General features: G+C 51.8%; 11 protein-coding genes and 3 tRNA genes. 10 read left to right on the top strand and 4 right to left on the bottom strand.

What is annotated here, in order from left to right:
• The first annotated feature begins 18 nt into the window (after positions 1-18).
• From RHM61_RS19745 to RHM61_RS19705, 9 genes are all read left to right on the top strand, one after another.
• Positions 19-95, top strand: a tRNA-Val gene (locus tag RHM61_RS19745).
• Positions 96-341: 246 nt separating this feature from the next.
• Positions 342-2,249, top strand: coding sequence for a threonine--tRNA ligase (gene thrS / locus RHM61_RS19740; RefSeq protein WP_322249009.1), 1,908 nt, complete (start codon positions 342-344; stop codon positions 2,247-2,249).
• A 17-nt stretch (positions 2,250-2,266) separates the two neighbouring features.
• Complete coding sequence (gene infC / locus RHM61_RS19735) at positions 2,267-2,842, top strand: translation initiation factor IF-3 (RefSeq protein WP_416200200.1); 576 nt, start codon at positions 2,267-2,269, stop codon at positions 2,840-2,842.
• 154 nt (positions 2,843-2,996) lie between these two features.
• Positions 2,997-3,194: a 50S ribosomal protein L35 gene (rpmI, locus tag RHM61_RS19730; protein ID WP_110253942.1), complete on the top strand. Its 198-nt coding sequence runs from the start codon at positions 2,997-2,999 to the stop codon at positions 3,192-3,194.
• Positions 3,195-3,222: 28 nt separating this feature from the next.
• Positions 3,223-3,582 carry a 50S ribosomal protein L20 gene (rplT, locus tag RHM61_RS19725; RefSeq protein WP_322249008.1) on the top strand — a complete coding sequence of 120 codons (360 nt, stop codon included), beginning with the start codon at positions 3,223-3,225 and terminating at the stop codon, positions 3,580-3,582.
• A gap of 126 nt (positions 3,583-3,708) precedes the next feature.
• The gene (pheS, locus tag RHM61_RS19720) at positions 3,709-4,725 is read left to right on the top strand and encodes a phenylalanine--tRNA ligase subunit alpha (protein WP_322249007.1); all 1,017 of its coding nucleotides are present in this window, start codon (positions 3,709-3,711) and stop codon (positions 4,723-4,725) included.
• Between the two features lie 54 nt (positions 4,726-4,779).
• Positions 4,780-7,206, top strand: coding sequence for a phenylalanine--tRNA ligase subunit beta (pheT, locus tag RHM61_RS19715; protein ID WP_322249006.1), 2,427 nt, complete (start codon positions 4,780-4,782; stop codon positions 7,204-7,206).
• Between the two features lie 43 nt (positions 7,207-7,249).
• Positions 7,250-7,663, top strand: a complete 414-nt coding sequence (locus tag RHM61_RS19710; protein WP_322249005.1) for an integration host factor subunit alpha — start codon at positions 7,250-7,252, stop codon at positions 7,661-7,663.
• An 8-nt stretch (positions 7,664-7,671) separates the two neighbouring features.
• Positions 7,672-8,040 carry a MerR family transcriptional regulator gene (locus RHM61_RS19705; protein WP_322249004.1) on the top strand — a complete coding sequence of 123 codons (369 nt, stop codon included), beginning with the start codon at positions 7,672-7,674 and terminating at the stop codon, positions 8,038-8,040.
• Between the two features lie 63 nt (positions 8,041-8,103).
• Here the strand turns inward: RHM61_RS19705 and RHM61_RS19700 are convergent, their stop codons facing one another.
• The 4 genes from RHM61_RS19700 to RHM61_RS19685 form a co-directional block, all read right to left on the bottom strand.
• Entirely contained in the window at positions 8,104-10,119 is a 2,016-nt protein-coding gene (locus RHM61_RS19700) for a methyl-accepting chemotaxis protein (protein ID WP_322249003.1), read from the bottom strand.
• A 392-nt stretch (positions 10,120-10,511) separates the two neighbouring features.
• A tRNA-Asn gene (locus RHM61_RS19695) sits at positions 10,512-10,587 on the bottom strand.
• A 98-nt stretch (positions 10,588-10,685) separates the two neighbouring features.
• Positions 10,686-10,761: transfer RNA gene (locus RHM61_RS19690), tRNA-Asn, on the bottom strand.
• Between the two features lie 59 nt (positions 10,762-10,820).
• Positions 10,821-12,035, bottom strand: a complete 1,215-nt coding sequence (locus tag RHM61_RS19685; protein WP_322249002.1) for an amino acid aminotransferase — start codon at positions 12,033-12,035, stop codon at positions 10,821-10,823.
• 217 nt (positions 12,036-12,252) lie between these two features.
• Here RHM61_RS19685 and uvrB point away from each other — a divergent pair, with 217 nt between their 5' ends.
• The gene (uvrB, locus tag RHM61_RS19680; RefSeq protein WP_322249001.1) at positions 12,253-14,358 is read left to right on the top strand and encodes an excinuclease ABC subunit UvrB; all 2,106 of its coding nucleotides are present in this window, start codon (positions 12,253-12,255) and stop codon (positions 14,356-14,358) included.
• The last annotated feature ends 20 nt before the right edge of the window (positions 14,359-14,378 follow it).

The following is a 14,378-nucleotide window of genomic DNA, read 5'->3' as shown; positions in this document are numbered from 1 at the left end:
CAGTTTTTGCAAGTACATGGGCGGTTAGTTCAGCTGGTTAGAATACTTGGTCGACATCCAAGGGGTCGCAGATTCGAATTCTGCACCGCCCACCAGAATTTATGTGTAAAGTGCACGGTAGATAATTCACCGTGACCATTTTAGATAAGAGCGAGAAAGGCATCCTGGTTATGACACCGCGAACTACCACGCAACTGGTTAGCAAGCGACTCTAGTCGAGGATCTTTTTCGTCATCAAATTAAAGAAAAAGCACGGCTATAGCCGTGCTTTTTTTTCGTCTGCATTTTTTAATTCAATTTTTAATACAATTTTCGGCAAATCTGCTGCTTTGGAGAGTGATATGGTCTCAGTAAAACTTCCTGATGGTTCGCAACGACAATTCGATGCGCCGGTCACGGTGGCGCAGGTTGCGGCGAGCATTGGTGCCGGTTTGGCCAAGGCCGCCTTGGCCGGTCGTGTCGATGGCAAGTTGGTCGATACCTCGTATCTGATCGGGACCGATGTCGCGCTGGCCATCGTCACCGATAAAGATGCCGATGGTTTGGAAGTGATTCGTCACTCGACCGCGCATTTGCTGGCCTATGCAGTCAAATCCTTGTTTCCAGAGGCGCAGGTAACCATCGGTCCGGTGATTGAAAACGGTTTTTACTACGATTTTTCGTACAAGCGCCCGTTTACGCCGGAAGATTTGCTGGCGATAGAAAAGAAAATGCTCGAGCTGGCCAAGAAGGATGAGCCGATTACGCGTCAAGTCTTGGCGCGTGATGAGGCGGTCGCTTACTTCACTGGCATTGGTGAGGCGTATAAGGCTGAAATCATCGCCTCGATTCCGGCTGATCAAGATGTGTCGCTGTACTCGGAAGGCAGTTTCACCGATCTGTGTCGTGGCCCGCACGTCCCTTCGACCGGTAAGCTGAAAGTCTTCAAGCTCATGAAGTTGGCCGGTGCTTACTGGCGTGGCGATTCGAAGAATGAAATGCTGCAGCGTATCTATGGCACGGCGTTTGCCAAAAAAGAAGATCAAGAAGCCTACCTGCATATGCTGGAAGAAGCAGAGAAACGCGATCATCGCAAGCTCGCCAAGCAGCTCGATTTGTTCCATTTCCAAGATGAGGCGCCGGGTCTGGTGTTCTGGCACGCCAAGGGTTGGACTATTTGGCAACAGGTTGAACAATACATGCGCAAGGTGTATCAGGACTGCGGCTACCAAGAAGTGAAGGGTCCGCAGATTCTCGATGTCAGTCTGTGGGAAAAAACCGGCCATTGGCAGAATTACCGCGAGGGAATGTTTACGACTGAGTCGGAAAACCGCCACTATGCCTTGAAGCCGATGAATTGCCCCGGCCACATACAGATTTTCAATTCGGATATGCGCAGTTACCGTGAATTGCCACTGCGTTTCGGTGAATTCGGTCAGTGTCATCGCAATGAACCATCCGGTGCTTTGCACGGCATTATGCGTGTGCGCGGCTTTACCCAAGATGATGGTCATATCTTCTGTACCGAAGAGCAAATTCTTGATGAAGTGGTGGCATTTCACTCGCAGGCGATGCAGGTGTATAAAGATTTTGATTTTAAGAATATTTTTGTCAAGCTGGCGCTGCGCCCTGAAAATCGTATCGGTTCCGATGAGACTTGGGATCGCGCCGAGGCGACTTTGCGTGCGGCACTCACGCAGTGTGGCGTGAGTTGGGAAGAGTTGCCGGGCGAAGGGGCGTTTTACGGCCCGAAGATCGAATACCATCTCAAAGATAGTCTCGGTCGTCCATGGCAAGTCGGTACCATGCAGGTCGATTTCTTCATGCCTACCCGCTTGGAAGCAGAATATGTTTCCGATGATAATTCACGCCAGACACCGATCATGTTGCATCGGGCGATAGTCGGCTCGATGGAACGTTTTATCGGCATCTTGATTGAAAATCATGCTGGTGCCATGCCTTTGTGGTTGGCTCCGATGCAGGTATCGGTCTTGAATATCTCTGAATCACAGTCTGAATATAGCCGTTCTGTTGCGGAAATCCTAAAGAAACAAGGGTTTAGAGTAAATACCGATTTGCGTAATGAGAAGATTACCTATAAAATACGCGAGCATTCTCTTCAGAAATTACCTTACATCCTCGTGATTGGTGATAAAGAGCGGGATGCCAACACAGTCGCTGTGCGTACGCGTGGCAATCTGGATCTCGGGGTGATGCCTCTGGATGCCTTCATCGCTCGTCTGAAAGACGAGATCGCTGCCAAGGTTTAACAGATGAGTCGGCAATATTGCTTTTATGCAATATAGCATGGTCAAGATTTTATTTTTTAAAGGAAACTGCAATAGCTACCGAAAGAACACATCGTATCAACGGAGAAGTCACCGCACCTGAAGTGCGTTTGTCTGGTGTTGATAATGAGCCATTGGGTATCGTCAAATTGGCCGAAGCTTTCCGCCTGGCCGAAGAGGCTAATGTGGATTTGGTGGAGATTGCACCAACTGCGCAACCGCCTGTTTGTCGTATAATGGATTACGGCAAGTTTAAATATCAAGAGCAAAAGAAAGCTCATGAAGCCAAACTGAAGCAGAAAATTGTTTTGGTGAAAGAGGTGAAGTTCCGCCCTGGTACTGATGACGGCGATTACAACATCAAAGTCCGTAATCTGATCAAGTTTCTCGATGAGGGCGATAAAACCAAAATCACTCTGCGTTTCCGCGGACGTGAAATGGCTCATCAAGAAATCGGTATGCGTGTGCTTGAGCGTCTGAAGGTTGATCTTGATGCTTACGGTCAAGTTGAGCAGTTTCCGAAGATGGAAGGTCGTCAGATGGTCATGATTCTGGCACCGAAGAAAAAGAAATAAGTTGTACCTGATTTTGTGCTGCCGGTTTGCCGGTGGTGCGATCGAGCGGCGCTTGCGCCGCTCACAATAAGTGAGAAGTAGGCATCCAAGAGCAGCGTGCTTTGCTGCCACCTACCATCATATATAAGTGGAACTGTCGCAAGACAGATATGCTATGCCAAAAATGAAGACCAAAAGCAGTGCGAAAAAACGTTTTCGCGTGCGCCCGGGTGGTACTGTTAAACGCGGTCAAGCTTTCAAACGTCATATCTTGACTAAGAAAACAACCAAAAACAAACGTCAGTTGCGCGGTTCCGTGGGTGTTCATGACACCAACATGGTATCGGTCATGCGCATGATGCCTACAGCTTAACCTCATACTCATTATTTAAGGAGTTACTATGCCTAGAGTAAAACGTGGGGTTACTGCTCGTGCCCGTCATAAAAAAGTTCTTGACCTTGCCAAAGGTTACCGCGGTCGTCGCAGTAAGGTTTACCGTGTTGCCAAGCAAGCAGTTATGCGCGCTGGTCAATACGCTTACCGTGATCGTCGCAACAAGAAACGTGTATTCCGCGCATTGTGGATCACACGTATCAACGCCGCATCGCGTCAGCATGGTTTGACTTACAGCGTGTTCATGAATGGCTTGAAAAAAGCTTCGATCGAACTCGACCGTAAAGTCCTGGCTGACATGGCAGTGATGGACAAACCGGCTTTCGCCGCGATTGTCAATCAAGTCAAAGCAACATTGGCTGCGTGAAGTAATCGTTAGTCGTATGCATGGCGCGCTGCGCCGTGCATCTATCAGGCGGGGCAGAGGTTGATTCCTATGCCCCGTTTTGTTTTGAGCTCATTATTTCAGCTTCAGAGTAAGCGGGACCAACGCATGAACCCTTTAGATCAAATCGTCAGCCAAGCCAGCTCTGATTTTCTCGCCGCAACGGATGCCGCTGCGCTGGAAAATGCGAAAGCCTTATATCTGGGCAAGAGTGGCCAGATCACACAACAAATGAAAAGTCTGGGCAGTTTCAGCCAAGACGAACGCAAGATTCAGGGCGCCATCATCAATGCCGCCAAAGTACAAATTGAAAATGCCTTGACCGCGCGCCGCGATGCGCTCGCGGATGCGCAATTACAAAGCCGGCTCAATGCCGAAGCGATCGACGTGAGTTTGCCGGGTCGTGGCCGCAGTGTCGGCGGGATACATCCAGTGATGCGGACCTGGCAGCGGGTTGAGGAAATTTTCCGCTCTATCGGTTTTGATGTGGCTGATGGCCCCGAAATCGAAACTGACTGGACTAACTTTACTGCCTTGAATAGCCCGGAGAACCATCCGGCGCGCTCGATGCAGGATACCTTTTACGTCGATGGCAAAGATAGCGAAGGTAAGCAACTGTTATTGCGCACGCATACCAGCCCTATGCAGGTGCGCTATGCGCGCATGAATAAGCCACCGATTAAAGTGATCGCGCCGGGTCGTACTTACCGGGTCGACAGCGACGCTACCCATTCGCCGATGTTTCATCAGGTGGAAGGTTTGTGGATTGCTGAAGACATCAGTTTCGCCGATCTGAAAGGCGTATATCTGAACTTCGTGCGGGCATTCTTTGAAACCGATGATCTTGAGGTCCGTTTTCGTCCTTCGTATTTCCCGTTTACCGAACCCTCGGCTGAGATCGACATTGCTTTCGGCAGTGGTCCACTCAAGGGGCGTTGGCTCGAAGTGTCGGGTTCCGGGCAGGTGCATCCTGGTGTGATCCGCAACATGGGACTCGATCCGGAAGTGTATATCGGCTTTGCGTTCGGCTCCGGCCTCGAGCGCTTGACGATGCTGCGTTACGGCGTGGCCGATTTGCGGCTGTTTTACGAAGGCGATTTACGCTTTCTCAAGCAATTCAACTAATTTATTCCGAACGCCGCTGGCGTTCGGATTTCCCACATTTTAGACGGCTGAATTATGCAATTTTCTGAAAACTGGCTACGTACTATGGTCAATCCGGCCTTGTCGTCGGATCAACTGTCGCATCTGTTGACGATGTCGGGCCTGGAAGTCGAAGCAGTCGAGCCGGTGGCTCCTCCTTTCAATGATGTGGTGGTGGCGGAAATTCGTGAAATCGCCAAACATCCCGATGCTGACCGTCTCAATATTTGTCAGGTTGATGTAGGCGGCGCGAGCTTGCTCACTATCGTCTGCGGTGCGCCGAATGTCCGGGTCGGCATGCGTGTGCCCTGCGCTAAGGCCGGTGCCGTGCTGCCGCCTGGTGCGGATGGCAAACCGTTTGAAATCAAGGTCGGTAACTTGCGCGGCGTCGAGTCGCAAGGCATGCTGTGTTCGGCACGTGAATTGAAATTATCGGAAGAGCATGGCGGTTTGATGGAGTTGCCGGCCGATGCGCCGGTCGGTCAAGATTTCCGTGATTACTATCTGCTCAATGATTTGAAATTCACGATTAAGCTCACCCCGAACAAGGCCGATTGCTTGTCTGTGCTAGGTGTAGCACGTGAAGTGTCGGCGTTGACCGGCACGCCTTTGCAAGCGCCGAGCAGCGCAATCGTCGCCAGCACGCTGAGCGAAATATTGCCGGTCACAGTGAGCGCGCCGGATTTATGCGGACGCTTTTGCGGCCGCGTGATACGCGGTGTCAATGCCAAAGCGGCGACGCCGGAGTGGATGAAGCAGCGGCTGGAACGCAGTGGTCAGCGCTCGATCTCGGCCTTGGTCGATATCTCGAATTACGTCATGCTTGAGCTCGGACGGCCATCGCATGTATTTGATCTCGATAAAATTCATGGTGGCTTGGAAGTCCGTTGGGGTAAGGCTGGTGAAACGCTCAAGCTCTTGAATGGCAATACCGTCGCGGTCGATGAATGGATAGGCGTGATCGCCGATGCGCAGCAGCTCGAATCGCTGGCCGGTATCATGGGTGGTGACTCGACGGCAGTCGATTTGGATACACAGAATATTTATCTCGAAGCGGCATTCTGGTGGCCGCACGCGATACAGGGGCGCGGTCGGCATTTCAATTTCTCTACCGATGCCGCCCACAGGTTTGAACGCGGCGTCGATTTCGAAAACATTGTCGCCGACATCGAAAGAATTTCTGCCCTGATCGTCGCTATTTGCGGCGGCAGTGAGCAAGTCAAGCTCGGTCCGGTCGATGATCAGATCATTAATCTGCCGCTGCGTAATCCGGTTGCCTTGCGCACCGCACGCGCGCAGAAAGTCATCGGCGTGCCTTTGACTGATGCGCTTATTGCCGATATCTTCACGCGTCTGGGTTTGCAATTCACGCAAACGCCCGGTGTGTTTTCGGTGACGCCGCCTTCATTCCGTTTCGACTTGGAAATTGAAGAGGATTTGATTGAAGAAGTCGCGCGTGTCTACGGCTTCGAGAACATTCCTGCCTTGCCACCGGTAGCGGCGCATGCCATGCTCATCGCGCCCGAACATACCCGTTCGCTGTTTGCGGTGCGCCGCCTGATCGCGGACCAGGATTATCAGGAAGTGATCAATTACAGTTTTGTCGAAGAAGCGTGGGAGCAGGATTTTGCTGCCAACACGACGCCGGTGCGCTTGTTGAATCCTATCGCCAGCCAGATGAGTGTGATGCGCAGTAATTTGATCGGCAGTTTGGTTGCCAATGTTCGCTATAACCTCAACCGCAAGATCAATCGCGTGCGCGTGTTTGAAATCGGTACCGTGTATTTGCGCGATGCGCAGGTGCTCGATGGTCCCTTGACGGTGGCCGGCTATCATCAACCGAAACGTTTGTGCGCCATGGCGTATGGTCCGGTGACCGAAGAGCAGTGGGGCACCAGCGCACGCCATGTCGATTTCTTCGATATCAAGGCTGATTTGGAGGCCTTGTTTGCGCCGCAGACTTTGCGTTTTATCAAACTTGAGCATCCGGCTTTGCATCCTGGCCGCAGTGCGACGATAGAATGTGATGGTCAAACTATCGGTATGATCGGCGAGTTGCACCCACGTTGGCAGCAGAAATATGATTTGCCTCTGGCACCGGTGGTATTCGAAGTCGATACGCTGGCTTTGCAGGCGGTAAAATTGCCGACTTATCAAGAAATTTCCAAGTTTCCGGTTGTTACCCGCGATTTGGCTTTGGTAGTCAAAGAGTCGGTGAGCGTGCAAGAAATGCGCGATGTATTCGCTCTGGCAGCGCGCGAGCTTGATGCGTGTAAGATCATGCAAGCGCTTGTTTTGTTTGATGAATATCGCGGCAAGGGTTTGGAAGCCGATGAGAAAAGTCTTGCATTCCGCTTTAGCTTGCAAGATACTCAAACTACCTTGCAAGACGACAGGGTAGAGGCGGCGATGCAGGCATTTGTTGATGCAGCAGCCCAGAAATTTGCTGCCAAGCTGCGTTGAGTTCGCTTCAAGAATGTCGGGTAAAAATGAGATGAGTTTGATCATGAGTGATGTCCATTCGGCGGAATTTCAATCGGTGCTCGATGCCGATTTGAATCGTGCCATGCTGGAAGCCCGGGCGCGTTCCCAGGCGGAAAAAGAATTGCCTACTTTAACCAAGGCGGAATTGGCCGAATTGCTGTTTGAGCAGGTCGGTTTGAATAAGCGTGAAGCCAAAGATATGGTGGAAACGTTTTTTTATGAAATTCGTGATGGTCTCGAACGCGGTGAGGCGGTGAAATTATCTGGTTTCGGCAATTTCCAATTGCGTGACAAGCCACAGCGTCCGGGCCGCAATCCGAAAACCGGGGAAGAAATTCCGATCACGGCGCGCCGCGTGGTCACCTTCCACGCCAGTCAGAAACTAAAAGGCATGGTCGATGAATTGAACGACCAAGCTCTTGCTCACGCTGCTTGATATTCCCCATGACAGAAATAAAAATTGAAGCGGCCAATTTGCCGCCTATTCCGGCCAAGCGCTATTTCACCATCGGTGAAGTCAGTGAGTTATGTGGTGTCAAGGCGCATGTGCTGCGTTACTGGGAGCAAGAATTTGCTCAATTGAAACCAGTCAAGCGTCGTGGTAACCGCCGTTATTATCAACACCATGAAGTGTTGCTGATACGACGTATCCGCGAACTCTTGTATGAGCAGGGTTTCACCATCAATGGTGCGCGCAATAAGCTTGGGGTGCCACATGTACGTGTTCATGAGGCTGAGGAAGTCGAAGCAGCGGTCGATGTTGCTTTGATTCGCACCGAACTGCGTTCCATTTTGAGTTTGTTGCAAGTCTGAGCACTGCTTATTGTTTGTTGTTGAAGTAAACGCCGCCGCAAATCTTGTTTGCGGCGATTTTTTTTATGCGGCCAGCGTTTTCTGGCGCGGCTTTTGACTTGGTTTCGGCGTAGGTCGGTGCGCGCTCAGTTGTACCACCGGGCTGGGCTGTGGCGCATGCTGGTCAGTTTTAAAGACGCTGACGGTAGCGCTCAGGGCCAGTGCTTGCTCTTCCAATTGAGCGGTCGACAGGCTGGCTTGGCTGACCAGTAAGACATTGTCTTGCGTGATTTGATCGATGCTGCTCAAAGCCTCATTGACGTTGTTGATGCCCTTGCTTTGCTCTTGGCTGGCGTGGGCGACTTGTTGTATCAAACCACTGACCTTGGCGACATTGCCGGCAATTTCATTCATGGAAACACCGGCGGCGTTAATCATTTTGTTGCCGTTGCGAATTGCTGCTTCGGAGGCAAGTATCAAAGTTTTGATTTCTTTGGCGGCGGTGGTGCTGCGCTGTGCCAAGTTGCGAACCTCGCTGGCGACGACGGCAAAGCCGCGGCCTTCCGGGCCAGCGCGGGCGGCTTCGACGGCGGCATTGAGCGCAAGGATATTGGTTTGGAAGGCAATGCCATCCATGACACCGATGATGTCGGAAATTTGCCGTGCACTGGACGTTACGGTTTGCATGGTGCCGATTGCTTGATCCATCACTTGCAAGCCTTGCTGTACTGACGTGGCAGAGTCGTTAATCAAATGACTGGCTTGCGACAGGTGGCCGGCATTTTCTTGTATGGCACCGCTTAACTGTTCTAAGGAACTGGCGGTTTGTTGCACGGCACCTGCTTGGTGCTCAGTGCGCAGGGCCAGATCGTTGTTTTCAGCGTGGATTTCGCGTGAAATGCCATCGAGGTGTTCGGCACCATTGCGGATGTCATCAACCAAGTTGCTGAGGCCGTGGTTCATTTCGCCGACCGCATTGATTAATTGAGCAAATTCATCTTTTCCGGTACTGCCTGAGGTCGCTTGCAGGTCTCCTGCTGCGGTTCTTTGTATGTTCATCGTGAGTGTGTTGAGATCGCGCGCCAAGGCAGTGTAGATGCCGAATAAAAAATAACTGGCAAATAAGATCAAGAAAACGATGCCGCCGAACATGCGTGCGATCTTTCCATTCAACTCACTGATATGTTGCTCGAGGCGTTGATTGACTAAACTTGCCAGTGCGCTGTCGGCACCGTGCAGTTTGTCGATGACGGTTTGACCGCCAGCGAAAAAGGCATTGCCGGAACTTTGCTCGACTGAGGCTAAGACTTCATTTTGAGCGCGGGCAAAATATTGCCGCGCTTGTAGTAAATCAGCTTGCAAAGTTTTTAACTGATCGCGATATGTCGGATGATCTTTAATCAGTGTCTCGGCTTGCTCACTGATTTGTGTGATGTCGTGGAGTGCCAGCATTTGCAGAGAATTAAGCATGACATCTTCACCGGCCTCAAACAGACCGGTGTCGATGTAGGCGGCACCGCGTGCCGACATGACCGCTACTTTTTCCAGTAAAGCCGGCAGGCTGTTCAGATACAGGCCGGCCAATTGGTTGGTCGTGAAATCACTGTCGAGTGCCAGTTTCGAGGCGTAGCCGATGACATTGATTTGTTCATTGAGTGCATCGATGAGTTTGCTATGGGCGAGAAAACTGGCTGCTGGCTTCATTTCGTTGACGGCAGAGAGTAATTTTTCCCAATCGTTTTTATTTTTGTTGCCGCTAATCAGTTTGTTGATTTGTGTACGCAATGGGCTGATTGCCTCAGAAACCTGCTTGTTGCCGCTCAATTGCATGTGGGTCAATGCACGATGTGTGAGTAAAGCAGCTTGTAGTGTTTGTATGCCTTGTATTTGCGCTATGGCTTGTTGCTTTTGCTTGCTGGCGGCGACCTCACCGCGCATTTCGCTAAATAGCAAGGCCAACACGACAAATAGGGGAATGGCAAAGGCGATGGCAACTAAGGCCATTTTCTGTGCAATACGCAAGCCTTGCGTCAGTTTGATGGCTGGGGAGAGGAAGTTGAACACGTTTTTGGGGGCTCGGTTGACTATGCGGATCGGCATGGTCGCATCATAAGCGTGCTGCGTGACAAGGACGTGACATTGTCATGTGGAAATTAATTGAACAAACTGTGCTGGCCGCCCAGGCGATTGGCGGCAGCACGATTTGTTGCGGAGCATGTGCATGCTGGCGGAAAGTGTTGCTGAGCAAGGCGCAGGGGCCTAGTTCTGTGCCTGCTGAAACACTTTACTGCGCTGGCGGTGCGGGCTGCAATCCACGCCGATCAAGATCGGTTTTTTACTGTCAAGCTGACCATACTGAAACAGACTGGCAGCGGTGTCTGTAAGTGCCTGCGTGGCGGGCACTGAGCCGGTATTATCTGCAGCTTTGAGGGCTGAGAAAATTGCGGCGAAGAAAAAGGGCTTAACACATGTATGTTAAGCCCTTCGAAATTTGGCTCCCCGACCTGGACTCGAACCAGGGACCTGCGGATTAACAGTCCGTCGCTCTACCAACTGAGCTATCAGGGAATAGAAGAAATACTACTCTTCGTTAAACTTATAACTATTTTTTTGAAACTTTATGCGCAGTGATTTTTTAATAAGTTCACTGCTTACTTCAAATTCTGTGGCTCCCCGACCTGGACTCGAACCAGGGACCTGCGGATTAACAGTCCGTCGCTCTACCAACTGAGCTATCAGGGAACAGAGACAAAGATTATATGCGCCGAACCATCACTTGTCAATGGTGCGGCGCGTGGGACTTACAAAACTTTGGCGATCGCAGCGATCACGTAGTCGATATTTTTATTGTTCAGGGCCGCCACGCAGATGCGGCCGGTATCGACGGCATAGATGGAGTTCTCGGCGCGCAGGCTTTCAACCTGTTGTTTGCTCAAGCCGGAGTAGGAAAACATGCCGCGTTGACGCATGACGAAATCAAAGTCATGGGCAGGCGCATGTTTTTTGAGTTCGGCGACGAAGGTTTCGCGCATGCCGCGTATGCGTACGCGCATCGCCGCCAGTTCTTGTTCCCACAATTGGCGCAATTCCGGCGTTGCCAACACGGTGGCGACAACTTGACCGCCGTGCAGTGGTGGATTCGAGTAATTGGTGCGAATCACGCGCTTCAATTGTGACATGACGCGGCTGGCTTGGGCGGCATCGGCAGCGACGATGCTCAGGGCACCGACGCGTTCGCCATACAGTGAGAAAGATTTGGAGAACGAGTTCGAAACAAACAGTGCTCCGCCGGCTGCGGCAAAGCGGCGTACCACTTCGCCATCGGCGTCGATGCCATCACCAAAACCTTGGTAAGCCATGTCGAGGAAGGGAATCAGGCCGCGTTCGACGACGACGGCGATGACTTCGGTCCATTGTGCGGCCGTCAGATCGGCCCCGGTAGGATTGTGGCAGCAGGCGTGCAGCAAGACGATGGCACCGGCTGGCATGGCGCGTAAGGCTGCCAGCATGCCGTCAAAATTGACGCCGCGCGTGGCCGCATCGTAGTAGGGGTAGGTATTGACGGTGAAGCCGGCCGATTCGAACAGGGCACGATGGTTTTCCCAGCTCGGATCGCTGATCCAGACTTGCGATTGCGGGGAGAAACGTTGCAGGAAGTCGGCGCCGAGTTTCAAGGCACCGGTGCCGCCTATCGCTTGCGCGGTAATCGCGCGTTTTTCTGTGATGACCGCGCTGTCTGCGCCGAAGACCAATTCTTGCACGGCCTTATCGTAAGCCGCCAAACCTTCGATAGGCAAATACGTGCGCGGGCTGAATTTGGCAATCATCAGGGCTTCGGCTTGTTTTACGCATTCGAGCAAAGGTACTTTGCCATTGTCATCGTAATAGACACCGACACCGAGGTTGACCTTGGCTGGATTCTGATCAGCATTGTAGCCTTCAGTGATGCCCAAGATCGGGTCGCGGGGTGCCATTTCTATGGCGGAAAACAGGGGAGAGTGGGTAGCAGCGGTCATCGTGATAATATGGAAAATTGTTTGTCGTCACCGACAAAAGAAGCTTGAAATGTTACTCAATGCGTATTACATGACTTACTTGACGATCTCCGGCAGGGTAAACCGGGCCTGATACGAGGGTTTTCGCGCGGTTGGCGGAAAACTTTGGCACAAACTTGGCGCGTTCGAATTTTTCAGAGTAAGTAAGAACCTCTATTTTAACAAAGGTCATAGCATCATGGCGGTTGCACCAGTGAATTCAGTTGCATTATCCGAAGGACTTGATGAAGCGAAATTCGTTTCTTATCCCGATTCGCCGTTTCAGCTCTATCAATTGTTCCAGCCGGCCGGTGATCAACCGGCGGCGATTACTAAACTCGTTGAAGGCTTGGATGACGGTTTGTCGTTCCAAACCTTGCTTGGCGTGACCGGTTCCGGCAAGACGTATACGATGGCCAATGTGATTGCGCGTACCGGTCGCCCGGCCATCATCTTTGCGCCGAACAAGACTTTGGCGGCGCAGTTGTACAGTGAGTTCCGCGAATTTTTCCCGCGTAATGCCGTCGAGTACTTCGTCAGTTACTACGATTACTATCAGCCTGAAGCCTATGTACCGCAGCGTGATTTGTTCATCGAGAAGGATTCGGCGATCAATGAGCATATCGAACAGATGCGCTTGTCGTGCACCAAGTCGCTCATGGAGCGGCGCGATGTGATCATCGTCGCCACCGTCTCGGCGATTTACGGTATCGGTAATCCTAACGAATACCATAAGATGATTCTGACCTTGCGCGCCAAGGACAAGGTCAGTCAGCGTGACTTGATCGCGCGCCTGATACAGATGCAATATTCGCGTAATGAAATCGACTTCGGGCGTGGCACCTTCCGCGTGCGTGGTGACACGATTGATATCTTCCCAGCCGAACATGCCGAGTTGGCGGTGCGGGTAGAGATGTTCGATGATGAAATCGAGAATTTGCAATTATTCGATCCGCTGACCGGTCGGATCAAGCAAAAAATTCCGCGTTTCACGGTGTATCCCGGCTCACATTACGTTACCCCGCGCGAGACGGTGTTGCGGGCGATAGAAACGATTAAGGTCGAATTGCGCGAGCGTTTGGAATTTTTCCGCCGCGAGAATAAGCTCATCGAAGAGCAACGGATTGAGCAACGCACCCGCTTCGATCTCGAAATGATGGCTGAGATCGGTTTTACCAAGGGCATCGAAAATTATTCGCGTCATTTGAGCGGTGCCAAAGCCGGCGAGCCGCCGCCGACCTTGGTTGATTATCTGCCGGCCGATGCCTTGATGTTTCTCGATGAATCGCATGTCTTGACCGGGCAACTCAACGGCATGTACAACGGCGACCGCGCGCGCAAAACCAATTTGGTGGATTACGGCTTTCGCTTGCCCTCGGCACTCGATAATCGTCCGCTCAAATTTGCTGAATTCGAGAGTAAATTGCGTCAAACGATTTTTGTCTCGGCCACACCAGGCGAGTATGAGCATCAACATGCCGATCAAGTGGTCGAGCAAGTGGTGCGGCCGACCGGTTTGGTTGACCCCGAGATTGAAGTGCGGCCGGCGCTGACCCAGGTCGATGATTTGATCAATGAGATCGTCGATCGGGTAGCGAAAAATGAGCGCGTCTTGGTGACCACGCTGACCAAGCGTATGTCGGAACAATTGACTGAGTTTTTAGGCGAAAACGGCATCAAGGTACGCTATTTACACAGTGATATTGATACGGTGGAGCGGGTGGAGATTATTCGCGATCTGCGCCTCGGTACCTTTGATGTGCTGGTTGGTATCAATTTGCTGCGCGAAGGTTTGGATATTCCAGAGGTTTCGCTGGTGGCGATTCTCGATGCCGACAAAGAAGGTTTCTTGCGCTCTGAACGCAGCTTGATACAGACCATAGGGCGGGCCGCGCGGAATTTGCATGGGAAGGCAATTCTGTATGCCGACAAAGTGACCGATTCCATGCGCCGCGCCATGGGAGAAACCGAACGGCGGCGTAATAAACAACTGGCCTTCAATCTGGAAAATAATATTACGCCTACCGGTATTCGCAAGCAGATCAAGGATATTATCGACGGCGTCTATAAACCGCAGGAAGCGCGCGAAGAATTGGCAGCGGCGCAGGAACAGGCGAAGTATGAGTTGATGAGCGAGAAGCAGATCAGCCGTGAAATCAAGCGTTTGGAAAAACTCATGCAAGAGCATGCGAAAAATCTGGAGTTTGAAAAAGCCGCCCAAGTGCGCGATGGTTTGGCGCAGCTCAAGCGGCAGTTATTCGGCGCTGGCGGCCATGATGTCAGCGCGGTGATTGCCCCTGCTTAAGCGAGGATACCAGCCGGCGC

It is taken from the genome of Undibacterium sp. CCC3.4 (assembly GCF_034347425.1).
Classification (GTDB): domain Bacteria; phylum Pseudomonadota; class Gammaproteobacteria; order Burkholderiales; family Burkholderiaceae_D; genus Undibacterium.
Note: the sequence above shows the minus strand (reverse complement) of the source record. Positions and strands in the feature narration are given on the sequence as shown.